At 62.0% G+C, this 23,591-nt stretch carries 13 protein-coding genes and 8 pseudogenes; 6 read left to right on the top strand and 15 right to left on the bottom strand.

Annotated features, from left to right (window positions below; all coding sequences use genetic code 11):
* Positions 1-134 precede the first annotated feature (134 nt).
* Positions 135-2,042 carry a HAMP domain-containing methyl-accepting chemotaxis protein gene (locus ACZZZP_RS22740; RefSeq protein ID WP_463384205.1) on the bottom strand — a complete coding sequence of 636 codons (1,908 nt, stop codon included), beginning with the start codon at positions 2,040-2,042 and terminating at the stop codon, positions 135-137.
* 240 nt (positions 2,043-2,282) lie between these two features.
* On the opposite strand from ACZZZP_RS22740, the gene ACZZZP_RS22735 reads away from it, so the two are divergent.
* On the top strand, positions 2,283-3,170 hold the full coding sequence (locus tag ACZZZP_RS22735; RefSeq protein ID WP_463384204.1) for a LysR substrate-binding domain-containing protein: 888 nt from the start codon (positions 2,283-2,285) through the stop codon (positions 3,168-3,170).
* A gap of 7 nt (positions 3,171-3,177) precedes the next feature.
* On the opposite strand, the gene ACZZZP_RS22730 is transcribed toward ACZZZP_RS22735, so the two are convergent.
* Entirely contained in the window at positions 3,178-3,636 is a 459-nt protein-coding gene (locus ACZZZP_RS22730; protein WP_122453003.1) for a metallophosphoesterase family protein, read from the bottom strand.
* Between the two features lie 186 nt (positions 3,637-3,822).
* On the opposite strand from ACZZZP_RS22730, the pseudogene ACZZZP_RS22725 reads away from it, so the two are divergent.
* A pseudogene (locus ACZZZP_RS22725) lies at positions 3,823-4,881 on the top strand (HAD family hydrolase).
* A gap of 196 nt (positions 4,882-5,077) precedes the next feature.
* On the opposite strand, the gene ilvD reads toward ACZZZP_RS22725, so the two are convergent.
* From ilvD to ACZZZP_RS22710, 3 genes are all read right to left on the bottom strand, one after another.
* Positions 5,078-6,919: a dihydroxy-acid dehydratase gene (ilvD, locus tag ACZZZP_RS22720; RefSeq protein WP_122492150.1), complete on the bottom strand. Its 1,842-nt coding sequence runs from the start codon at positions 6,917-6,919 to the stop codon at positions 5,078-5,080.
* Positions 6,920-7,213: 294 nt separating this feature from the next.
* Positions 7,214-8,410 (bottom strand): class I SAM-dependent rRNA methyltransferase, encoded by a 1,197-nt coding sequence (locus tag ACZZZP_RS22715; RefSeq protein WP_463384202.1) that lies wholly within the window; start codon positions 8,408-8,410, stop codon positions 7,214-7,216.
* Between the two features lie 162 nt (positions 8,411-8,572).
* The gene (locus tag ACZZZP_RS22710; RefSeq protein ID WP_463384201.1) at positions 8,573-9,112 is read right to left on the bottom strand and encodes a type 1 glutamine amidotransferase domain-containing protein; all 540 of its coding nucleotides are present in this window, start codon (positions 9,110-9,112) and stop codon (positions 8,573-8,575) included.
* A gap of 269 nt (positions 9,113-9,381) precedes the next feature.
* On the opposite strand from ACZZZP_RS22710, the gene ACZZZP_RS22705 reads away from it, so the two are divergent.
* The 3 genes from ACZZZP_RS22705 to ACZZZP_RS22695 all read left to right on the top strand — a co-directional run bounded on the left by ACZZZP_RS22705 (position 9,382) and on the right by ACZZZP_RS22695 (position 11,641).
* Positions 9,382-10,194: an HDOD domain-containing protein gene (locus ACZZZP_RS22705; RefSeq protein WP_163016487.1), complete on the top strand. Its 813-nt coding sequence runs from the start codon at positions 9,382-9,384 to the stop codon at positions 10,192-10,194.
* Between the two features lie 77 nt (positions 10,195-10,271).
* Entirely contained in the window at positions 10,272-11,084 is an 813-nt protein-coding gene (mutM, locus tag ACZZZP_RS22700; protein ID WP_463384200.1) for a bifunctional DNA-formamidopyrimidine glycosylase/DNA-(apurinic or apyrimidinic site) lyase, read from the top strand.
* A gap of 206 nt (positions 11,085-11,290) precedes the next feature.
* Positions 11,291-11,641, top strand: a complete 351-nt coding sequence (locus ACZZZP_RS22695) for a multidrug transporter (protein WP_122492146.1) — start codon at positions 11,291-11,293, stop codon at positions 11,639-11,641.
* Positions 11,642-11,721: 80 nt separating this feature from the next.
* Here the strand turns inward: ACZZZP_RS22695 and ggt are convergent.
* The 6 genes and pseudogenes from ggt to ACZZZP_RS22665 all read right to left on the bottom strand — a co-directional run bounded on the left by ggt (position 11,722) and on the right by ACZZZP_RS22665 (position 18,160).
* A pseudogene (gene ggt, locus ACZZZP_RS22690) lies at positions 11,722-13,434 on the bottom strand (gamma-glutamyltransferase).
* Between the two features lie 4 nt (positions 13,435-13,438).
* Positions 13,439-13,690 carry a YfhL family 4Fe-4S dicluster ferredoxin gene (locus ACZZZP_RS22685; protein WP_463384198.1) on the bottom strand — a complete coding sequence of 84 codons (252 nt, stop codon included), beginning with the start codon at positions 13,688-13,690 and terminating at the stop codon, positions 13,439-13,441.
* Positions 13,691-13,856: 166 nt separating this feature from the next.
* Positions 13,857-14,336 (bottom strand): pantetheine-phosphate adenylyltransferase, encoded by a 480-nt coding sequence (gene coaD / locus ACZZZP_RS22680; RefSeq protein WP_122492143.1) that lies wholly within the window; start codon positions 14,334-14,336, stop codon positions 13,857-13,859.
* Positions 14,337-14,444: 108 nt separating this feature from the next.
* Positions 14,445-16,079 (bottom strand): GMC family oxidoreductase, encoded by a 1,635-nt coding sequence (locus ACZZZP_RS22675; protein WP_463536979.1) that lies wholly within the window; start codon positions 16,077-16,079, stop codon positions 14,445-14,447.
* 24 nt (positions 16,080-16,103) lie between these two features.
* Positions 16,104-16,648, bottom strand: a pseudogene (locus ACZZZP_RS22670) (twin-arginine translocation pathway signal protein).
* Positions 16,649-16,728: 80 nt separating this feature from the next.
* Positions 16,729-18,160: pseudogene (locus tag ACZZZP_RS22665) on the bottom strand (coniferyl aldehyde dehydrogenase).
* 305 nt (positions 18,161-18,465) lie between these two features.
* On the opposite strand from ACZZZP_RS22665, the pseudogene ACZZZP_RS22660 reads away from it, so the two are divergent.
* Positions 18,466-19,124, top strand: a pseudogene (locus ACZZZP_RS22660) (TetR/AcrR family transcriptional regulator).
* Positions 19,125-19,127: 3 nt separating this feature from the next.
* On the opposite strand, the gene ACZZZP_RS22655 reads toward ACZZZP_RS22660, so the two are convergent.
* The 4 genes and pseudogenes from ACZZZP_RS22655 to ACZZZP_RS22640 all read right to left on the bottom strand — a co-directional run bounded on the left by ACZZZP_RS22655 (position 19,128) and on the right by ACZZZP_RS22640 (position 23,587).
* Positions 19,128-20,111 carry a hydrolase gene (locus tag ACZZZP_RS22655; protein ID WP_463536862.1) on the bottom strand — a complete coding sequence of 328 codons (984 nt, stop codon included), beginning with the start codon at positions 20,109-20,111 and terminating at the stop codon, positions 19,128-19,130.
* 2 nt (positions 20,112-20,113) lie between these two features.
* A pseudogene (rsmD, locus tag ACZZZP_RS22650) lies at positions 20,114-20,716 on the bottom strand (16S rRNA (guanine(966)-N(2))-methyltransferase RsmD).
* A pseudogene (locus tag ACZZZP_RS22645) lies at positions 20,691-22,239 on the bottom strand (M16 family metallopeptidase). The pseudogenes rsmD and ACZZZP_RS22645 overlap by 26 nt, the downstream one beginning before the upstream one ends.
* Positions 22,232-23,587: pseudogene (locus ACZZZP_RS22640) on the bottom strand (M16 family metallopeptidase). Before ACZZZP_RS22640 ends, ACZZZP_RS22645 begins: the two co-directional pseudogenes overlap by 8 nt.
* Between the last annotated feature and the right edge of the window lie 4 nt (positions 23,588-23,591).

Genomic DNA, 23,591 nt, shown 5'->3' with positions numbered 1-23,591 from the left:
GCGGTTTTTTTATGGGCAGCGCGCTCGTAGGTTGGGTTGAGCCGACGGCGAAGCCCAACAAGGCGCCGCCAAACTCTGCTGCGTGCGTTGCGTTGGGCTTCGCTGCGCTCAACCCAACCTACGGGACGGCGTGCTTAAACCCGGAAATGGCTCACCAACTGCTGCAACTGTCCGCCCAACCGCGCCAGCTCTACGCTGGACGCTGCGGTCTCATCGCTTGCGGCGGCGGTCTGCTCTGACACGTCGCGCACGTTCAGAATGCTGCGGCTGATTTCTTCGGCCACGGCGCTCTGTTCCTCCGCGGCAGCCGCAATCTGCTGGTTCATCGACTGAATGTTAGACACCGTGGCGGTGATGCTTTCCAGCGCGGTGCCGGCTTTGCGGGTGAGCAGCACGCTGCTGTCGGTGAGGGTGCGGCTGTTGCTCATCACGGTGGCGACCCGCTGCGAGCCGCTTTGCAGGCCGGCGACCAGCCCGGCAATTTCTTCGGTGGATTGCTGGGTGCGCTGGGCCAGGCTGCGCACTTCGTCAGCCACCACGGCAAACCCACGGCCCGCTTCACCGGCGCGCGCCGCTTCAATGGCGGCGTTAAGGGCCAGCAGGTTGGTCTGGTCGGCGACGGCTTTGATCACGTCCATCACGCTGCCGATCTTGTCGCTTTCCTGTTGCAGCACGTGCATGGCTTCGGTGGAGCGCGCCACTTCCTCGGCTAGGCGTTCGATCTGCGCGATGGCTTCGCCCACCACACGGTCGCCTTCGCGGGCTTCTTGGTCGGCAAGGCTTGCAGCTTGAGACGCGTCTTCAGCGTTGCGCGCGACTTCCTGCACCGTGGCCGACATTTCATGCATGGCGGTGGCCACCTGATCGGTTTCGATTTTCTGGCTGTTGACGCCCGCGCTGGTCTGCTCGGTGACGGCAGACAGCTCTTCGGCGGCGCTGGCAATTTGCGTAACGCCATCGCGAATGTGGCCAATCAAGTCGCGCAGGGTGGCGCCCATGCGCTGAATGCCGTGTTGCAGCACGCCCAGTTCGTCGCGGCGCGTTACGTTTAGGTTTTGCGTGAGGTCGCCATCGGCAATGCGCTGCACCACGGCCAAGGTTTCCGCCAGCGGACGGGTAATTTGCCGAGTGATGACCACGGCGGCCAGCACACCCAGCAACAACGCCAGCAGGGTGGCGCCCAGTTGCAGTTCACGGGCCTGGGCGCTTTCGGCGTCGCGGTGGGTGATCTGGATTTTGTTCAGCCCTTCGTTCAGGGAAACGATCGCGGCGCCTTGGTCGGTCATTTCCTTGCGCGCCAGGGCAATGGCGTCGGTGGCGGCTTTGAAACGGCCGAGGGCGGCGCGGTAGTTCTGCAGGTGGCCTTCGAGTTGTTGCAACTCGCTGGCATGGGTCTCACCAAACGGGCCGCGCAGGCTTTGCAGGCCGGCCACGGCGGCGTCCAGCTGTTTGATGGCTTTCTGCTCGGTGTCGGCGTTTGGCGTGGCTGTGTAACCGCGCACTTCGTAGCGCGCCAGAATCAGCTGTTCGCGCGCCTGGGTGATGGTTTGAAAGGTGTCGAGGTCGGCGCGTTGCACGGCGTCGGCGTTAAGGGTGTCGAGGAGCTTGAGTGCCGCTTCGGCGTTACTGCCCATCTCGGTACGCGCGGCGCCGTTAGCGATGTAGCCGGCGCGCATGGCGTTAAGGGATTTCTGGTACGCCTCGATCTGCGCTTTCTGCTCGCTGAGCAATTTGAGATCGTCGGGGCTTTTGAAGGTGTCGAGCAGTTTCTGTTGCTGCTTGGCGAAGCCTTCGAGGGTGGTTTGCACGGTTTGCGCAATGGTCTCGTCGCCGTTGGCGATCATGTATTGCAGGCGGGTGATGCGCAGTTTGGTCAGCGCCGCGTCGAGCTGGGCAATGTCGCCCATCCAGATGCTGCGGTTGATAAGGCCGCCCAGGCTGTTCCAACCCGTCACGGCGAGAATCACGGTAAGGGCCAGAACCAGGCCGAAGCCGAGCCCCAGTTTCTTGTTGACGCTGATGTTGCCGAACCATTCGTTCATAAACACTCCAGTGCTTTTGTGCGCGTCTTCGTTGGCATAATGAAGACGTGGCTTACGGTTAAGTCGGAAAGGAAACCTGGAGGTCTTGTTGTTTTTGAACCAGTTCTCGCGTTGCATCGACGCCCCGGATGGCTCTCAGGCCACGCAATCAGTGTGGCTCACTGGCGCTAAACTGCATGTGCGTCACACTTGTGCGCGAAACGCGGGGCTGGCCCGCTTAGTTGTGAGCATCGAGCAACAATGAAAACCACGCTGGATGAACTGCTTGCCTTCACCTCGGTGGTCGACAGCGGTTCCATAACCGCCGCCGCCGAGCAATTGGGACAAACCGCCTCAGGCGTCAGCCGGGCGCTGAGTCGCCTGGAAGAAAAACTCGACGTCACCCTTTTGCATCGCACCACGCGGCGCTTGGAACTGACCGAAGAGGGCCATGCGTTTGTGCAGCAGGCGCGGCGCATTGTCGCCAGCGTCGAGGAGGCCGAGGAACAAATGGCGTTGCGCCGCCAACGTCCGGCAGGGCGCTTGCGCGTGAACGCCGCCTCGCCGTTCATGCTGCATGTGATCGTGCCGCTGGTGCCTGGCTTTCGCGCGCTTTATCCAGACATCGAACTGGAGCTGCACAGCAGCGACCAAATCATCGACCTGATCGAACAGCGCACCGATGTGGCGATTCGCATCGGCCCGTTGCGCGATTCCACCCTGCACGCGCGGCCGCTGGGCAGTAACCGCTTACGGGTGCTCGCCAGCCCCGGCTATCTCGAACAATGGGGCGCGCCGCAAACGGTGGAGGAGCTGAGCGAGCGCAGCGTGCTGGGCTTCACTCAGCCGGAAACGCTCAACCAATGGCCGCTGCGCCATGCCTCGGGCCAGCATTGGCAGACGACGCCGACGGTCAAAGCGTCCAGCGGCGAGACGTTGCGGCAGTTGGCGATCGAAGGGGTGGGGCTGGTGTGTCTGGCCGATTTCATGACCCACGACGACCGCGCCGAAGGGCGGCTGGTGCAGGTGCTTGAGGCGCACACCGTCGAGGTCCGCCAGCCCATTCACGCGGTGTACTACCGCAACACCGCGCTGGCCTCGCGCATTACCTGCTTTCTCGATTACGTCAGCGAGCAGATGAAGCCGTAGCGCCGAACTACACCGCCAACTCAAGCAACTCGCCCGTCACTTGGCCGTCGGCAATGTGCAGAAAACCAACGCTGATGGGCAGCTTGAACCGGCGCGGTCCGGCGCTGCCCGGGTTGATGTAGAGCACGCCGTGCTGCTGTTTTTGCAGCGGCTTGTGGGAGTGGCCGGTCACTACCACGTCGATGCCGGCGGGCAGTTGTTCCGGCACATCGGCCATTTCATGCACCACATAAACGCCGATGCCATCAATGCGCAGCACCGCATGGGTCGGCACGCTGCTGGCCCAGGTGTCGTCCTGGTCGTTATTGCCGCGCACCACAGTCAGCGGCGCGCGGTCGCGCAGGGCTTCGAGGATCTCCGGTTTGCCAATGTCGCCGGCGTGCACGATACGGTCGCAGCCCTCAAGCGCGGCCAGTGCTTCGGGGCGCAGCAAGCCGTGGGTGTCGGAGATCAGGCCGATCTTCATGGGCGTTTCCTCCTACAGGCTAAGCCGTTAAAAAACATAGGGTTGTGGACGACGAGTCGTTTTCGCCGCGTTTTGCTGACGTTTTCACGACAGTGGATGGCGCGCAGAGCGAGCGCGCTGTCGTTGCCGGACCGGGCCTGTCATGTCCATTTGTTAGCGTCGGGCTTTCATTCTGGAGGATCGACGATGACATTCGCCCACACCGTATTCGCCGCCTGCGTTGCGCTGAGTCTGGCCGGCCCGGCCGCCGCTGCTACTGAACTCAAGCACTGGCTCCGCCGAAGCCGCCAAGCAACTGGACGCCATGATTGCGGCGAACGCCAACAAGGGCAACTTCGCTGTCTTCGATATGGACAACACCAGCTACCGCTATGACTTGGAAGAATCGCTGCTGCCGTTCATGGAAAACAAGGGTGTGCTGACCCGCGAAAAGCTCGATCCGTCGTTAAAACTGATCCCCTTCAAAGACACCGCCGAGCATAAAGAAAGTCTGTTCAGCTACTACTACCGCCTGTGCGAGATCGACGACATGGTTTGCTACCCGTGGGTGGCGCAGGTGTTTTCCGGCTTCACGCTGAGCGAGCTCAAAGGCTATGTCGATGAGCTGATGGCCTCGAACAAACCGGTACCGAGCACCTACTTCGAAGGCGATGTGGTGAAGACCATCGAGGTGCAGCCGCCGAAGGTATTTGCTGGCCAGGCCGAGCTGTACAACAAACTGATGGAGAACGGCATCGAGGTGTACGTGATGACCGCCGCCTCGGAAGAGCTGGTGCGCATGGTCGCTTCGGACCCGGCGTACGGCTACAACGTCAAACCGCAGAACGTCATCGGTGTAAGCCTGCTGCTCAAAGACCCCAAAACCGGCGCGCTGACCACCGCGCGCAAACAGATCACCGCCGGCACTTACGACGCCAAGGCCAATATGGGCCTGGAAGTCACGCCGTATCTGTGGACGCCCGCCACGTGGATGGCCGGCAGCAGGCGGCCATTCTTACGTACATCGACGAATGGAAAAAACCGGTGTTGGTGGGGGGCGATACGCCGAGCAGCGACGGCTACATGCTGTTCCACAGCGTCGACGTGGCCAAAGGCGGCATTCACCTGTGGGTTAATCGCAAGGACAAATACATGGGCCAGATCAACGCCATGATGGCCAAGCATGCCGCGGCGCAAGCCAAGGAAGGGGTGCCGGTGACGGCGGATAAGAATTGGGTGGTGGTGAAGCCGGAGGAGATTCAGTAGGGCTCAAGCGACAGCCCCTCACCCCTAGCCCCTCTCCCGCGAGCGGGACAGGGGAATCGAATCGCGGTGCAACGCCAAGCGCGGTCTGACCCCCTCTCCCGATTCGGGAGAGGGCTGGGGGTGAGGGGCCCTTGATGTCGACACACAAGAAAAAGCCCCGCATGAGGCGGGGCTTTTTCATTTCAGCGCTGAACCATTACAGCCCGTCGAGCATGGCCTTGTTACGCACCGCGCCTTTGTCGGCACTAGTGGCCAGCAAGGCATAAGCCTTCAACGCAGTGGTCACTTTGCGTGGGCGTTTTTCCACAGGCTTCCAGCCTTTTTTGTCTTGCTCGTGGCGGCGGTGGGCGATTTCTTCGTCGGTCACCAGCAGGTTGATGCTGCGATTGGGGATGTCGATCAGCACTTTGTCGCCGTCGCGTACCAGACCAATCGCACCGCCTGCGGCGGCTTCCGGCGAGGCGTGGCCGATGGACAGGCCGGAGGTGCCGCCAGAGAAACGACCGTCAGTGAGCAGGGCGCAGGCTTTGCCCAGGCCTTTGGATTTCAGGTACGAGGTCGGGTAGAGCATTTCCTGCATGCCCGGGCCGCCTTTCGGGCCTTCGTAGCGAATGATGACGATGTCGCCTTCTTTCACTTCGTCGGCGAGGATGCCGCGTACGGCGCTGTCTTGGCTTTCGAAGATTTTCGCGTTGCCTTCGAACACGTGAATCGACTCATCGACGCCGGCGGTTTTCACCACGCAGCCGTCCAGGGCGATGTTGCCGTACAGCACGGCCAGGCCGCCTTCTTGCGAATAGGCGTGCTCGAAACTGCGGATGCAGCCGTTTTCACGGTCGTCATCCAGGGTTTCCCAGCGGGTCGACTGGCTGAACGCGGTTTGGGTCGGAATGCCCGCCGGGCCGGCTTTGAAGAAGTGGTGCACGGCTTCATCGTCGGTCTGGGTGATGTCCCATTTGGCGATGGCTTCGGCCATGGACTTGCTGTGCACGGTCGGCAGGTCGGTGTGCAGCAGGCCGCCACGGGCCAGCGAGCCGAGAATGCTGAAGATGCCGCCGGCGCGGTGCACGTCTTCCATGTGGTACTTCTGGATGTTCGGCGCCACTTTGCACAGCTGCGGCACCAGGCGCGAAAGACGGTCGATATCGCGAAGGTCGAAATCGATTTCGGCTTCCTGGGCAGCGGCCAGCAGGTGAAGGATGGTGTTGGTCGAGCCGCCCATGGCGATGTCGAGCATCATGGCGTTTTCGAAGGCTTTGAAGTTGGCGATGTTGCGCGGCAGAACCGATTCGTCGCCCTCGCCGTAGTAGCGCTTGCACAGCTCGACCACGGTGCGGCCGGCCTGCAGGAACAGCTGCTCGCGGTCGCTGTGGGTGGCCAATGTAGAACCGTTGCCCGGCAGGGCCAGGCCCAGGGCTTCGGTCAGGCAGTTCATCGAGTTGGCGGTGAACATGCCGGAGCACGAGCCGCACGTTGGGCAAGCGCTGCGCTCGTATTCGGCGACTTTCTCGTCGGAAGCGGTGGAGTCGGCGGCGATGACCATGGCGTCGACCAGGTCCAGGCCATGGCTGGCGAGCTTGGTTTTACCCGCTTCCATCGGCCCGCCGGAAACGAAGATCACCGGGATGTTCAGGCGCAAGGCGGCCATCAACATGCCGGGGGTGATTTTGTCGCAGTTGGAGATACACACGATGGCGTCGGCGCAGTGCGCGTTGACCATGTACTCCACGGAGTCGGCGATGATCTCGCGGCTCGGCAGCGAATAGAGCATGCCGTCGTGGCCCATGGCGATGCCGTCGTCGACCGCGATGGTGTTGAATTCTTTGGCCACGCCGCCGGCTTTTTCGATTTCACGGGCTACCAGCTGGCCGAGGTCCTTCAGGTGCACGTGGCCGGGCACGAATTGGGTGAAGGAGTTGGCGATGGCGATGATCGGCTTTTTGAAATCTTCGTCTTTCATCCCGGTGGCACGCCACAAGGCGCGGGCGCCGGCCATGTTGCGACCGTGGGTAGACGTTTTTGAGCGGTAATCAGGCATGACGTGTTCCTGCGGCTAATCAGGTGTCTGTTTATTTACGTGTGTGAGCAGAGCCTGGGGCAACGGCAGATGGCCGCGCGGTCGGGGCAGGTCGCAATTCGAAACGGGGTCACCGCTCGTGCGGCCGGGGCTCATAAGCCCGCCGGGGATGGTTGGCGAGGAATGGGCCCGATTCTCACGGCCGCTCAGCGCGGGCGAGGAAAGGCTGGCTGTCAGGATGGGCGTTTGCAGGAATCGCGGCTAAAGCTTCCACAGACAGAGGTGGGAGCTTTAGCCGCGATCGGCCTCAATGCCTTAGGCGTTGGGCAGCAACCGGCAGGTCAGGCTCTTGATGTAGCGGGTTTCGGCAATCGCCATGTGCACCGGATGATCCGGGCCCTGGGCGCCGCGTTCGAGCATGATGATGTTGCGGTCCAGGTGACGGGCGCTCTGCAGCAGGATGTTCTGCAGGTTGTCTTCTTCCAGGTGCATGGAGCACGAGGCGCTGACCAGAATGCCGTCCTTGCTGAGCAGGCGCATGGCCATTTCGTTCAGGCGACGGTAGCCGGCTTCACCGTTTTTGATGTCTTTCTTGCGTTTGATAAAGGCGGGCGGGTCGCAGACGACCACGTCGAAACGCTCTTCCGACGACTTCAGCTCTTTCAGCGCGGCGAACACATCGCCTTCGATGCAGGTCACTTTTTCGGCCACGCCATTAAGGGTGGCGTTGCGCTCTACACCGTCCAGGGCGGTTGCCGAGGCGTCGACGCAGAACACTTCGCTGGCGCCGAACGCCGCCGCTTGCACGCCCCAGCCGCCGATGTAGCTGAACAGGTCGAGCACGCGTTTGCCGTTAACGTACGGCGCCAGACGCGCGCGGTTCATGCGGTGGTCGTAGAACCAGCCAGTTTTCTGGCCTTCGATTACCGGCGCTTCGAACTTCACGCCGTTCTCTTCCAGCGCCACCCATTCCGGCACCACGCCAAACGGCGTTTCCACGTAACGCGGCAGGCCTTCGACATCGCGGGCGGCGGAATCGTTTTTGAACAGCACGCCACGCGGTTGCAGCACTTGCACCAGAGCGGCGAGCACGTCGTCTTTGTGACGCTCCATGGTCGGCGAGCTGATTTGCACCACGAGAATGTCAAAGAAACGGTCCACTACCAGACCCGGCAGCAGGTCGGAATCGCCGTACACCAGGCGGTAGCACGGTTGATCGAACAGGCGCTCGCGCAGCGACAGGGCCACGTTGATGCGGTGCACCAGCAGCGATTTATCCAGTTCGTGTTTGGTGTCGCGTGACAGCAGGCGGGCGCAGATCAGGTTGTTGGGGCTGATGCCCACAACGCCCAGTGGCTTGCCACCGGCGGCTTCGAGAATGGCTTGATCGCCGGCCTGAAAGCCGGACAGCGGCGTGACGGCGACATCGATTTCGTTGCTGTAAACCCACAAATGCCCGGCGCGCAGACGGCGATCGGCATTGGCTTTTAGGCGCAGGCTGGGCAGGGACATGGGGGCGCTCTCCGAAAAAAGAGCGGGAGTATAGCCCAGACAGCGCAGCGTCCGAAGCGCTGACGATGACCCTCTGTGGGAGCGGCTTTAGCCGCGATGCTCTTCTATAGGATCAAAGGCATCGCGGCTGAAGCCGCTCCCACAGGTTGGGGAGGGGCGTTGTTATGCCGCCAGGGTCTCAATCAGCTTCTTACTAAACGCCGGAATGTCGTCCGGCTTGCGGCTGCTGATAAAGGTGCCGTCTTGCACCACTTCTTCATCGACCCACTTGCCGCCCGCATTGGTGATGTCGTCTTTGAGCGAGGGCCAGCTGGTCATGGTGCGGCCTTTGACCAAGCCAGTGGACACCAGCAGCCAGGCGCCGTGGCAGATCACGGCGATGGGGATTTCCTTCTGCGCCGCTTGCACCACCAGGCTTTGCGCTTCGGGAATAGTGCGGATGGTGTCGGAGTTCATCACGCCGCCCGGCAGCACCAAGGCGTGGTAGTCGTCGATGTTGGCCGCTTCGAAGGTTTTGGTGACGGGGAAGTCGTCGGCGGGCTTGTCATGGTTCCAGCCTTTCACCTGGCCGGTGCTCTTGGACAAGATGTCGACCGTGGCGCCGGCTTGTTCCAACGCTTCTTTCGGGCCGGTCAGTTCAACCTGTTCAAAGCCGTCGGTCACCAGAAGGGCAACGCGCTTACCTTGCAGAGAGGTCGTCATGGGAGCTCCTTTTTATTTCGTGGAAGGTGTATTTCCGAGGGCGCCGCCGAGGGGAAAGTTCAGGCTGTTTGCTCCAGACGAGCGGTGCTGGCCGCTCGCCCGCGCCGTTATTGAAATCTTTCCGTCTGTCGGTGTTTTCCTACGTTGGTGAGGGTTACGTCTGCCAAGTTGGCGGTTAGACTGTGTAACTCGTCACGCTAGCAGCCCGTGCAGTCATGGCCCACGAACTCTCCGCCGAACAAATCCAGAAAGTCCTGCAAGGCATCAGCGTGCCGCCGCAGCCTCAGATCATGGTCGACCTGCAGATGGAGCAGGTGATGCCGCACCCGGATCTGAAAAGCATCGCCAAGCTGATTAGCCAAGACCCGGGCTTGTCTGGCGCATTGCTGAAAATCGTCAATTCGCCTTTTTTCGGGCTGTCGAACCGCATTGCTTCGATTCAGCAAGCGGTCAACCTGTTGGGCTGCAACACGGTCATCAACCTGATCAACGCGCAGTCGATCAAAGGCGAAATGACTGACGAGGCCATCGTCACCCTCAACCGCTTCTGGGACACCGCGCAAGACGTGGCCATGACCTGCCTTACGCTGGCCAAGCGCATCGGCTACCAGGCGGCCGACGAGGCCTATACCCTGGGCCTGTTCCACAACTGCGGCATTCCGCTGATGATCAAGCGCTTCCCCGACTACATGACCGTGTTGGAAGAGGCCTATGCCAGCGCCACGGCCGAGCGGCGCATCGTCGACACGGAAAATCGCGTGCTCAATACCAACCACGCGGTGGTTGGTTACTTCACCGCCAAGTCGTGGAATTTGCCGTTGCACCTGTGCGACGCCATCGCCAACCACCACAACGCGCTGTCGATTTTTACCGACGATTCGGTGCGTGATGCGCAGCTGAAAACGCTGTTGGCGATTTTGAAAATGTCCGAGCACATCTGCGAAAGCCACCGCGTGCTGGGGAACCAGACCGACGATTACGAATGGCAGAGCATCGAGCAACTGGTGCTGGAGTACGTCGGCCTGTCTGAGTACGACTTCCAGACGCTTAAAGAAAGCATCCGCGATCTGAGCATGCACTGAGCCTCGGCGCCGCAGCCGAGCTTTGCTAAGGTGCTCTCCCTCTTTTTTCTGACCTGGCGTCACGCCTGAGCGAACCCATGCCTGAGTTGCCCGAAGTCGAAACCACGCGTCGCGGCATTGCGCCGTATCTGGAAGGTCAACGCGTGAGCCGCGTGATTGTGCGCGACCGCCGCCTGCGCTGGCCGATTCCGGAAGACCTCGACGTGCGCCTGTCTGGCCAGCGCATCGAAAGCGTAACGCGGCGGGCCAAATACCTGCTGCTGACGGCAGAGGCAGGCACCTTGATCAGCCATTTGGGGATGTCGGGCAACTTGCGCCTGGTGCCCATCGATACGCCGGTGGCCAAGCACGAACACGTCGATATCGAACTGGAATCCGGCCTGGCGCTGCGCTACACCGACCCGCGCCGCTTTGGCGCCATGCTCTGGAGCACCGAGCCGCTGCTGCATGAGTTGCTGGTGAAGTTGGGGCCGGAGCCGTTGACCGAGCTGTTCGACGGCGACCGCCTGTTCAAACTCTCGCGCGGCAAAAGCATGGCGGTGAAGCCGTTCATCATGGACAACGCCGTGGTGGTTGGGGTCGGCAATATCTACGCGACCGAAGCGTTGTTCGCTGCGGGCATCGATCCGCGACGTGAAGCCGGCTCCATTTCCCGCGCGCGGTATCTGGAGCTGTCGCTACAGATCAAACGCATCCTGGCCCACGCCATCGAGCGCGGCGGCACCACGCTGCGCGACTTCGTCGGCGGCGACGGTCAGCCGGGTTATTTCCAGCAGGAATTGTTCGCGTACGGGCGCGGCGGCGAGTTCTGCAAAACCTGCGGCAGCACGTTGCGTGAAGTGAAACTCGGACAGCGCGCCAGCGTGTACTGCCCACGGTGTCAGCGCTGATACAGCGGTGAAAAAGCAGCGTGCTTGAGCGCGCTGTTTGCAGGGCGTGTGTAAGCGCACAGTTACAGGCGGTTTTTCGCTCGCCAATTGCCCTGCAAAACCCGCAGAATGCGATCTCCAGCGCTTGACGGCCGTCACGCTGACAATTTCCGGGGCGCTGTTATAGTTACAGCCACCGCACTTTGAATCGATGAAGGACCGCACTCATGAACCTGTTCCGCTCAACCGCTGTCGTCCTGGCGCTGACCACTGGCTTCCTGGCTCTGCCGGTGATGGCAAATGGGTCGGGTCCTAGCAACCAGAGCGGCGACCCTGCTTATGACGTTCAGGCGCCACCTGCCTGGGCGATGATGGGCGACCTGATCGTTGCGCGTCCGTTGCTGATCGCCGCCACCATCATCGGCGCCGGCGCCTTCGTTATCAGCCTGCCGTTCACTGCCGCTGGCGGTAACGTCGGCGAAGCCGGCAAGGCGCTGGTGGTTGATCCGGGCCGTGAAGCCTTCGTGCGCTGCCTGGGCTGCACCGAAAGCGGTTACAAGCGTCCTGAGCAGCAATAACCCGCCTCGCTCGGCGACATAAAAAAGCCGGTCCATGTGACCGGCTTTTTTGCGCCCGCGTTTCGCCTTGCAAGGTATCGCTAGGGCTTGGCGCCCATCGACAACTTCGCCTGGCCAATGCCGCGAGGGTCGCTCGCCGCTTCCACCGTGCGGCTGTCTTTATTCCACAGCAGCACTTGCTGGTTGCCATAGGGCCGCGCTACCGGTTTGGGCGTGTAGCCGCGCGCTTGCAGGGCGTCGAGCTCGGCGGCCGTGAAGGCGTTGGGTTCGTACTCGACCACGTCGGGCAAATATTGGTGGTGATAACGCGGCGCCGCTGGCCAGCTCGCTACCGGTTGGCCGTCGAGGTATTGCAGCATCGCCAGTAGCACCATGCTCGGAATCGGCTGCCGCCCGGTGTGCCGAATGCGCTGAATTGCGTGGGGCTTTCGATAAAGCTTGGGCTCATGCTCGACAGCGGTCGCTTGCCGGCGGCGACGGCATTCGCCTGGCTGCCGCTCAGACCATAGGCGTTGGCGCCTTGCACGTTGGCGGCGAAGTCGTCCATTTCGTCATTGAGCAACACGCCGGTGCCTGGCGGGGTGAAGGCCGCGCCGAAGGGCAGGTTCACCGACAGCGTGGCGGACACCGCATTGCCCGCAGCATCCAGCACCACAAAGTGCGTGGTGTGGTTGCCTTCTTTCCAGGCGGGCGACGGCGGCAGGGCGCTGCTGGGCGTGGCCTTTTGCGGGTCGATACCGCTGGCCAGCTGCTTCAAGTAGGCAGGGTCAAGCAGCTTGGCGATTGGGTTGGCGATAAAGTCCGGGTCGCCCAATAGACCGCGATCCCGATAGGCGCGGCGCAGCACTTCAATCACGTAATGCGCGCGTTGCAGTTTGTCGGCCTCGCGCCACGGCAGCTGCTGCAGCATCGCCAGGCTTTGCGCCAACGCAATACCACCGGCCGACGGTGGCGGGGCGCTGATTAGCTCACGGCCATCCTGTAACGGATAACGCAGCGGCTGGCGCTCCACCACCTCGTATTGCTCAAGGTCGGCGAGGGTCCAGATGCCGCCAGCGGCGCGGACACCGTCGACCAATTGTTGCGCCGTTTCGCCGCTATAGAAGCCTGGCTTGCCGTAGCGGCCAAGCCGCTCAAGGGTGTTGGCCAGCTCCGGTTGGCGCAGCAGGGCGAGCGCTTCGGGAATTTCACCTTTGTCGTCGAGAAACAGCCGTGCGGTTTCCGGGTCGTCCCGCAGCGCCGACGAGCCGCCACTGGGCGCGTTCACGGTACACGGGGTCGATGGAGAAACCGTCACGGGCCAAGCGAATGGCCGGGGCCAGCGAATCCATCAGCGGCAGGCGGCCGTATTTGCGCGCCAGCTCCACGAGGGCGGCGGGTAAGCCGGGAATCGCGGCGGCGAGGCTGCCGTCGAGCGATAGCTTCGGGTCTATTTTGCCGTCACGCTTGTACAGGTCGGCATGGGCAGCAAGCGGCGCGCGCTCACGGGCGTCGAGGAAGCGGTACTGGGGTTGGTCGCCGGCTTGGCGCAACAGAAAGAAGCCGCCGCCGCCCAAGCCCGAGCTGTAAGGCTCAACCACCGCCAATGCGGCGCTGACGGCGATGGCGGCGTCAAAGGCGTTGCCGCCGGCGGCCAGTGTTTCGAGGCCGGCGATGGTCGCGGCGGGGTGCGCGCTGGAGATGGCTGCCTGATTGGGCAGCGGCGCCGCGCTGGCGCTGAATACGACAAGAAGCAGCCAGGCCGCCAAAACAGCCTTGGTTGAGAAGGAGCTGGATCGGCGGCAGCGGTGCATGGCGTTACGCTTTCCCTGTGAGGTTTCGATACTTTTGCATCAACTCATCCTTGCTCTCGACATTGTTTTCATCGAGCGGGATGCAGTCGACGGGGCACACCTGCTGGCACTGCGGCTCGTTGTAGTGGCCGACGCATTCGGTGCACAGGTTGGAGTCGATTACGTAGATTTCTTCACCCTGCGAAATAGCGGCGTTCGGGCACTCAGGCTCGCAAACGTCACAGTTGATGCAGTCGTCGGTGATGATTAAAGACATGAAACACAACTCCTGCCGCAGCTTACGGCCACGGCATGTTCGGACAGCGGAGCGCAAATTGTGCCGGATTGTCGGGGGAGGCGCCAATCGGCATGAGGCGGCCGGGCGATGAATGCCCAGCCGCAGCTGATCGCTCCCATGCAAACCGCGCAGGTGGCAGCGGCGTTTAGCGCTTGAAGCGTTCCAGCAATGCCTCGGCCACCGCAGGGTGAACGAATTTGCTGATGTCGCCGCCCAGGTTGGCGATTTCGCGTACCAGGGTGGAGGAAATGAAGGAGTACTTCTCGGACGGCGTAAGGAACAGGCTTTCCACGTCCGGCACCAGTTGGCGGTTCATGTTCGCCAGCTGGAATTCGTATTCGAAGTCGGACACCGCGCGCAGGCCACGCAGGAAAATGTTGGCGCCCTGCTCCTTAGCAAAGTGAGCCAGCAGCGTGGAAAAGCCCACCACTTCCACGTTGGGAAGGTGCTTGGTGACTTCACGGGCCAGTTCGACGCGTTGCTCCAGCGGGAACAGCGGGTTCTTCTTGGGGCTGGCCGCGACGGCTATAACCACTTGATCGAACAGGCGCGAGGCGCGTTCAACGAGGTCGCCGTGACCCTTGGTAATGGGGTCAAAGGTACCGGGGTACAACACTCGATTCATCGTGACGTCCTGGCGCAGGCCATAGGGGAGTCGGATGGTAGCGCAGCAACCCCCGTGGGCCAAGTCATCGGCGCGTTGGGGCGTAGGATTAATCCTGCACCCCTAGTCTCATGCGCTTTTCAGGCGATCAGCCAATTGTGTGGCGAGTTGCGCCGTGAGGCCGTACACCGACAATTGCGGGTTCGCGCCAATGCTGGTGGGGAACAGCGAACCGTCGTGAATCGACAAATTGCGTAGTTGGTGATGGCGTCCGAGGCTGTCGGTGACCGCCTGCGTTGGGTCTTCGCCCATGGCGCAACCGCCCATCACGTGGGCGCTGCCCAGGCGGGTGCGGTAGATCTCCATGCTCAAGCCGTCGATCAGGGTTTTCGCCTCGCCGATGGTTTTTACATAGTCGGCGTCGGCGTGCAGCGGCAGCACGCTTTTCGCCCCGGCCGCGAATTGGATGTCGGCCATGGTGTGGAAGGCGCGGCGAATGCCGTCCCAGGTGTAATCGGTCATCGGGTAATCGAGCACGGGGCTGCCGTCGCTGCGCAGCTCCACCGTGCCAGTGGCGCTGTCCGGATGGAAACCGTCGCGCAGCAAGGCGAGCATGGCGTTCGTATGCGGCAGTTGCTCCATGCGCATGGCGTTGTCGATGCCGAAGCGCCCGAGCAGCGTGGCGGTGAGCGCCGGTTGCATGGGCGGCACTTCGAGCTTGAACGACATGCGCCCGGTGGTGCCGTCGTCCCATTGGAAATGGTCGGAATAAATCGACTGCGGCGCACCGTAGAACGGGTTCACCACCTGGTCGAACTGCGCGGCGGAGAAGTTCACCACATGAATAAAGGTGCGTTTGCCCGCGCGGTTGTGCGGGTCGGGCGCGTTGGAGCGCAGCAGAATCGCCGGCGTGTTGATGCCGCCGCCGGACAGAATGTAATGCTTGGCTTTGACCGTAATGGTGCGGCCGGTGGGCGCCACGCAACGGTCATCCATGGCTTGGCATTGAATGCCGGTGACCTTGTCGCCCTCGATCAGCAACTTGTCGGCGCGCGCCAAATAGAGCAATTCGCCGCCCTTTTCCAACGTGGCCGGAATGGTGGTGACCAGCATCGATTGCTTGGCATTGGTTGGGCAGCCCATGCCGCAGTAGCCGAGGTTCCAGCAGCCGCGCACGTTGCGGGGAATGACTTTCCAGTGATAACCGAGCTTCTCGCACCCGGCGCGCAGCACGTCGTTATTGGCATTGGGCGGCATGATCCACGGCGCTACACCGAGGCGTTGTTCCATTTTCTCAAACCAGGGCGCCATCTCGGCCGCGCTATGGCCTTTGACGTTGTGCTCTTTGGCCCAGTGCTCGAGGGTCGGCTCGGGCGTGCGAAAGCTCGACGTCCAGTTCACCAGCGTGGTGCCGCCCACCGCTCGGCCTTGCATGATGGTGATGGCGCCGTCTTTGCTCATGCGCCCGATGCCTTCCTGATACAGCGCCGGGTAGGCCTCGGCCTCCTGCATTTTGAAGTCGCTGCTGGTTTTCAGCGGGCCTTCTTCAATCAGCAGCACCTTGTAACCGGCCGCGCTGAGAATTTCGGCCGTGGTGCCGCCGCCCGCGCCGGTGCCAACGATGGCCACGTCGGCTTCCAGGGTCAGGTCCTGTTCCAGGCGCGAGCCGTTATAGGTTTTCCAGCCGCGGCTCAGGCCTTCGGCAAACAGATCCGGGTACGGGCATGCAGGCGGTTCTCGGTTAAGTCTTCGGTCGGTTCTTATTAGTAGAGGGTGCTGCGGCGCGGCTCAGACCTTAGGCGGGCCGGGATAACCGCAATGCGCCCACGACTCTGTGCGGCCGTACCAGGCCATCATCACCAGCTGCAACAGCGAGGCGTAGCCCATGCGCAGCAGGCTGAGCGAGCTGTTCTGCCAGCGGTCGAGGAAGTGGCGAACGTCGTCGCTGCTGGCGTTTTCCCAACTGCCCCAAATGCCGGTCAGCGGGCCGCGGGTAACCGCCATGGCCAGTACATCGAACAATTGCACGGTGAGCTTGAGCATTTCCGGCGACAGGCGATTGAGGCTGTAATCGAGGTTTTGCAGCGTGCCGTTCACGGCGCTTGGCATTTGCTCCGGCGGCACGGCGCCGGTCAGCATCACTGGAATCAGCGCCTTGAGAAACGGCAGGTCGGACTCGCGCAAGATGGCGAAACCGTTAGCCGGGGTGGCTGGCCGAGCAGCCACTCAAGGTGGCGGTGAGCAGCCGCGGCCAGAAAGGCCGAGCCCATCAGCCCCACTTTGAGCAGGCCGCGACGGGAAAGGCCAGGTGTAGCGATTACCGAGTCATTCATTTTTATTATTGACCTCGCGCTAGCGCGTTTTAAAACGGCGCACCGGCAGGCAAACCGGGCGCCGCAAAGCTCAGCTTGGTTTAGCGGATGAACAGTTTCAGCACCAGTTTTTGCAGTGCTTTGCCATACGGCGGGTAGATCACTTTCGAGGCGTTGAAGCGTTGTTTGATAAACACGCCCTTGGCCTTGGAGAAGGTCAGGAAGCCTTCGTGGCCGTGGTAATGGCCCATGCCGGAGGGGCCGACGCCGCCAAAGAGCATGTCGTCCTGGGCGACGTGCAGCAAGGTGTCGTTCAGGCACACGCCGCCGGCATGGGTTTCATGCAACACGCGTTTTTGCTCGGCCTTGTTGTAGCCGAAGTAATAAAGGGCGAGCGGGCGCGGACGGTCGTTGATGTAGGTGAAAGCGTCTTCCGAGGCGGTCGTACGGCACGATGGGCAGCAGCGGGCCGAAAATTTCGTCCTGCATCAGCTTCATGTCGTCGTTCACGTTCAACACCACGGTTTGCGCCATACGCCGGCCCTGGCCTTCCGGGAACAACGGTATGAGTGTGGCGCCCTTGCTCTCTGCGTCGGTGAGCAGCCCTTTGAGGCGGTTCAACTGGCGGTCGTTAATGATGGCGGTGTAGTCGGCGTTGTCTTTGAGGCTGGGGTAGAAGCTCTGCACGGTTTTGCGGTACGCCTCGACGAACCCTTCCACGCGATCTTTGGGCACCAACACGTAATCCGGCGCCACGCAGGTTTGCCCGGCGTTCATGGTTTTGCCAAAGGCGATGCGTTCGGCAGCGTCGCTCAACGGCACATCCGCAGACACGATGGCAGGCGATTTGCCGCCCAGCTCCAAGGTGACTGGAACGAGGTTTTCCGCTGCTGCGCGCATCACGTGCTTGCCGATGCTGGTAGCGCCGGTGAACAGCAAATGGTCGAAGGGCAGTTTCGAGAAGGCCATGCCGACTTCGGCTTCACCGAGTACGACGCACACCAGGTCTTCGGGGAAGATGCGGGCCAGCAGGTCTTTGATCAGCTGCGAAGTTATCGGGGTGGATTCGCTCATTTTGATCATCACCCGATTGCCAGCCGCCAGGGCGCCAACCAGCGGGCCCATGGCCAGGAACAGCGGGTAGTTCCACGGCACGATCACGCCGACCACGCCCAGCGGCTGATAAATCACTTTCGCACTGGCCGGCTGAAAGGCCGAACCGACCGAACGGCGCGACGGCCTCATCCATTTTTTGATGCGCTTGGTGGCGTAGTGAATGCCGTGCACGCTGGGCATCACCTCGGCCAGCAGGGTTTCCTCGGCGGCGCGGTTGCTGAAGTCTTGGGAGATGGCCTGAACCAGCGTGTCTTTCTCTTTCAGCAGCAGGTCGCACAAGCTGTTGAGCCACTGAATGCGCTGCCCGGCTTCGGGCATGGGGTTGGCGCGGAACGCTTCGCGCTGGCGCTGCAACAATGAATCAAGCTGGTCGATTTGTTGTTGGTTGTGTTGCAGGTAAGCAATGTCGGCGACCATTTTCGAAGGCTCCTGGGCAGTCCAGTTAAAAGAACCCGGAACCGTCTTGAAGGTCGGTTTAGGGTTGCGCAAAACAACGTCGCTGGATTTTTAGAGCAATTACTCTAATGTGTCAAATAGGATGCCGAGAAGGGCTCTGGGATGCACCCCAACGAAAAGTTAGGGTGCGCAGTCGCTGTGTTGATGAGTAACAATTGCTGCGCTTGTGCGTGTACCTTTGGCGCAGCAAGGGAGCTGGACCGTTTAGGCAGGACGCAGTTGCTGACGGCTTTTTGTTCAAGAAACAGTGTGTAGGTACGAGCGCCATGGCCGCGCCAATGAAAACCCGTGAGCGCATCATTCAAGCCAGCCTGGAGCTGTTCAATCTGCAGGGCGAGCGCAATGTGACGACCAATCACATCGCTGCGCATCTGGCGATTTCCCGGCAATTTGTATTACTACTTCCGCAATAAGCAGGCGATCATCGCCGAACTGTTCAGCCAGTACGAACACCAGGTCGACACCTTTCTGCGCCCGCCCGAGGGTCGTTCGATGACGGTGGAAGACAAAACCTTCTACCTCGAAGCCTTGCTTGCAGCGATGTGGCATTACCGCTTTTTGCACCGCGACCTGGAGCATTTGCTGGAAAGCGACAACCGGCCTGGCGGCGCAGTACCAGCAGTTTTCGCTGCGCTCCATGGGGCAGGCGAAAGCGATTTATCAGGGCTTTGTCGACGCGCAGATTCTGGTGATGGGCGAACGGCAGATTGAAGCGTTGACGCTGAACGCCTGGATCATCATGACCTCGTGGGTGCGCTTTCTCTGCACCTCGCGAGGCGACATGGGCGACCTCAGTGAAGAGATGCTGCGCCGTGGCATTTATCAAGTGTTGGCGCTGGAGGGTGGCTATATCGCACCACAGGCGCGCGAGGCGGTGGATGCGCTGCAACAGCGCCTGTTCGTGCCGCTCGATGGCGTGGTGTAAGCCTTAACCGAGTGCGGTTAGCCACTGCGGAATGCGCCGTTCCAGGTAGTACTCCGGACGGCGCCACGAGCCCTGAACGAAACCCACATGCCCACCATGGTCGTGCAATTCGAATTGCACGCAGCTCGCCAATTCGCTCGCTTCGGGCAGGCTGTGGGGAAACACGAACGGATCGTCGGCCGCCTGAATCAGCAGCGTCGGCGTCTGGATGCGGCCCAGAAAATAGCGGCTCGAAGATCGCTTGTAATAGTCGTCGGCATCGGCAAAACCGTGGAGCGGGGCGGTGACGCGGCCGTCGAAATCCCAGAACGTGCGCATGTCGGTCAGCGGGCCGAGCTTTTCCAGAATCGATAACTGATCGGCCTGGCCTTTGTGAGCAAACAGGCGCTGCTTGTCCTTCACGTAGGCGACCATCTCCCGCATGAAGTGCGCCTGGTACACCTTGAAAAAGCCCAAGCCGATACGGTCAGCGCATTGGTCCAACCGAAACGGAACCGACACCGCGACCGCACCTTGCAGATGGCTGTCGGCGCCGCTTTCGCCCAGGTACTTGAGCAGCACGTTGCCGCCCAACGAATAGCCGGCGGCATACAGCGGTGCCATGGGACGCTTGGCGCGCAGGTGGCGGATGGTTTCGGCCAGGTCTTCGCTGGCGCCGGAGTGATAGCCGCGCGGCAATAAGTCGGGCTCGCCGTTGCATCCGCGCCAGTTCAGCGCCACACTCGCCCAGCCTTGGGCGGCCAGGTTTTGTTGCAGACCGAGCACGTACAGCGAACTCGATGAACCCGTCAGGCCATGCAGCACCAGCACCAACGGCGCATCGGCTTCGTGCGGGCCGTGCCAGTCCAGGTCCAGGAAATCGCCATCCTCCAGCCACAGCCGCTCGCGCTGACGCTCAAGCGCAGGCGGCTTGCGACACAGCGAATTCCACAAGGTTTGCAGATGCGGGTTGGGCAACCACCAGGCCGGGGTGAAACCAGTGTTCATGGTTACGCCGTGCGGTGCCACAGGGCGTAATACACCTGGCCGGCTTTCTGCTCGCGGCGCGAGGCGCCAGTTGCCCGGCATGGTCAGGCTCGACGGCGGGTTCTCGCTTTCGGTGTATACCCATGCGTCATCGGCCAACCAACCTTTTTCCTCCAGCAGCGTGCAGGTGGGCTGTAGCAGGTTCTGGTTGAACGGCGGGTCGAGAAACACCACGTCAAACGGCGACGGGCTCTGGGTTTCCAGGTAGCGCAGGGTGTCGGTTTGCAGCAGTTGGCCGGTGGCGCATTTCAACGCGTCGAGCGTTTGCCGCAGGCTGGCGATCGCGGCGCCGTTGAGGTCGAGCGCCAATGCCAAGCTGGCCCCTCGCGCGACAACGCTTCGAGGTATAGCGCGCCACCGCCGGTGAACAGGTCCAGCACCCGAGCGCCTTGAATGTAAGGCGCCAACCAGTTGAACAAGGTTTCGCGCACGCGGTTGGGCGTTGGCCGCAAGCCGTGAGCCATGGGAAAGCTGAACTGGCGGCTACGCCACTCACCGGCAATGATGCGCAACTGGCCTTGGCCGCCATGGGCGGGGGCGTTACCTGGTTTTACGGGACGGGCCATCAGTGCTCGGAACGCCAAGCGCGGGCTCGGCGGGATGATCGGTTGGGGGCGGCAGTGGCTTCTGCGGCACGGTAGGTCCGGCCGTGACGATGACCAGCGCATCCGCATTCAGATGCTTGGCCATGGCGGCTTTGACCGAGGCCACGTCCAGCGCTTGTACCTGCTGCATGAAGTCTTCCAGGTAAGTCAGCGACAGGTCGTAGAAGCCAATGGCGCCCAATTGCGAAACTATATCGCTATTGCTGGCGGTAGACAGCGGAAAGCTGCCGGCCAGTTCCCGCTTGGCGTCATCCACTTCTTTTTGCGTCGGTCCATTGGCCAGGTAGTCGCGCAAAATGTCTTGCACCAGCTTCAGCGCGCCTTCGCTTTGCTCCGCCCGGGTTTGCAGGCTGATCATGAAAGGCCCGCGCGCCTGCATAGCCGTGAAGCCCGAGGAGATGCCGTAGGTAAGGCCGCGTTTTTCTCGCACCTGATCCATCAAACGCGTGCCGAGGCCGCCGCCACCGAGAATCTGATTACCCAGAAACAGCGCGGCGTAATCCGGTTCGGCTCGGTCGATGCCCATTTGCGCCAGCATCAACGTGGTTTGTTTGGACGGGAACTCAATGTGGCTGAGGCCCGCTTTCGGTTCGGCTGGCTGTGGCATTTTCGGCAACGCCGGCCCTTTGGGCAGCGCGGCGGACACCTGGGCAGCCATGGCTTCGGCCTTCTGCACGCGACAAGTCGCCCACCAGCGCGATCACCACGTTGCCGGCGGCGTAGGCCTTGCGATGGAAGGCCTGCATTTGCGCAACGGTAATGCGCGGAATGGACGCCGCATCGCCGTCGCTGGAATGCGCGTACGGATGACTGCCGTACAGACGCTTGAACAGCTCCAGGCCCGCGAGGCGGCCGGGGTTTTGTTTCTGGTATTCGAAGCCAGCCAGCACCTGATTGCGGATGCGCACGAGCGAGTCGGCGGGGAAGGTCGGTTTGCCGATCACTTCGGTGAACAGTTTCAGCGCCGGCTCACGTTTGTCGGCGGCGGTGAGGCTGCGCAGGCTGGCCACGCCCATGTCGCGGTAAGCGCCGTTACCAAAGTCGGCGCCCAGGTCTTCGAAGCCGGCGGCGATGGCGCTCACGTCTTTACCGGCAATGCCTTCATTGAGCATGGCGTTGGTCATCATCGCCAGCCCCGGCACGTCGCCGTCCTGGCTGCTGCCGGCGGCAAAGGTCAGGCGCAGGTCGAACATCGGCAATTGGTGCGCTTCAACAAACAGCACCTTGGCGCCCTCAGCGGTTTTCCAGGTTTGAATGTCGATGGCGCGCATGGCTCGGCGCCTGGCCTTCCACGCAGCCAGCGACTCCAAGTGGCCTTCGGCTTTCGCTGGCGTTTCTGCCGCCGGCTGAGCGGCGGCAGCTTCGCTAGGCGCCGGCTCGGTTGGCGCTTGCGCCGGGCGGCTGACCACAAACACCAGCACCGCCAGCAAGGCCAGCAGGCTTAGGCCGAGGAGGCCGTATCGCAGACCGTTGCGTTCACTCATGGCTTTGTTCCTTCGGTACTTCGGCGACGCCAAGGCGTTCGCGCGTGAAATAGGTGCGGGCGGCTTGCTGGATGTCGTCCGGCGTGACGGCCTCGATGGCGGCCAGGTCTTCGTCCATCAACTTCCACGACAAGCCAACGCTCTCAAGCTGGCCAATGGTGCTGGCTTGGCTGCTGATGGAGTCGCGCTCGTACACCAGGCCGGCGATAACCTGCGCGCGAACGCGGGCCAGTTCGGCAGCGGTGGGCGGGGCCTTTTTCAGCGCTTCCAACTGGCGCCATAGGCCCGCTTCGGCTTGGGCCAAGGTTTTGCCGGTTTGCACGTTAGGCGTGGCGGAGAGCATGAACAGGCTGTCGCCGCGGTTGTAGGCGTCGTAACTGGCGGAGGCGCCAGACACCAATTCCTCGCCGCGCTCCAATTGCGTAGGCAAGCGCGCGCTATAGCCGCCGTCGAGCAGCGCCGAAATCAGGCGCAGGGCGTGGGCATCGCGCGGGTTGGCGGCGGTGGCCAGACTTGGCACGTTGAAGCCCATCATCAGGCTTGGCAGTTGCGTTTGTAGGTACAGACGCAGGCGTCGCTCACCCGGCTCAGCCAGTTCCAACGGCGCCTTTCCGCGGTGGGAATCGGGCGGCTGGGAACGGGGCCGAAGTAGCGCTCGGCCAGGGTTTTCACCTCGGCGACCGTGACGTCACCCACCACCACCAACGTGGCGTTGTTGGGCGTGTACCAGGTTTCGTACCAGTGGCGCAGTTCTTCCACGCTCATGCGCTGCAAGTCGGCCATCCAGCCGATGGTGGGGGTGCCGTAGCCGCTGCCGGGATAGGCCATGGCCTTGAAGCGCTCATAAGCCAAGGAGCTGGGTTTGTCATCGGTGCGCATCCGGCGCTCTTCTCTTGATGACTTCAATTTCGCTACGAAATTCTTCCGGCGGCAGGCGCAGGCTGGCCATGCGGTCGGCTTCAAGCTCGAAGGCCACGGGCAGACGGTCGCGGGCCAGCACTTGGTAGTAGGCGGTGTAATCGTCGCTGGTAAAGGCGTTTTCTTCGGCGCCCAGTTCGCGCAGCACCAGGGACGCTTCGCCGGGTTTCATCTTGGCGCTGCCCTTGAACATCATGTGTTCGAGGGCGTGGGAAAGACCGGTTTGCCCGGGCGTTTCATAGCTGGAGCCGACCTTGTACCAAACTTGGGAAACCACCACCGGCGCGCGGTGATCTTCGCGCACCACGACCTTCAGGCCGTTGGCCAGGGTGAACTCTTCAGTGGGTTGGGTATCGGCGGCAAATGTAGACAGCGGCAGGCAAAGGGCCGCGAGCAGCAGCCCGGTGGCGCTGCGGGCAAGCATTTTCATGAAG

This window comes from Pseudomonas sp. AC211, from assembly GCF_979258055.1.
Note: the sequence above shows the minus strand (reverse complement) of the source record. Positions and strands in the feature narration are given on the sequence as shown.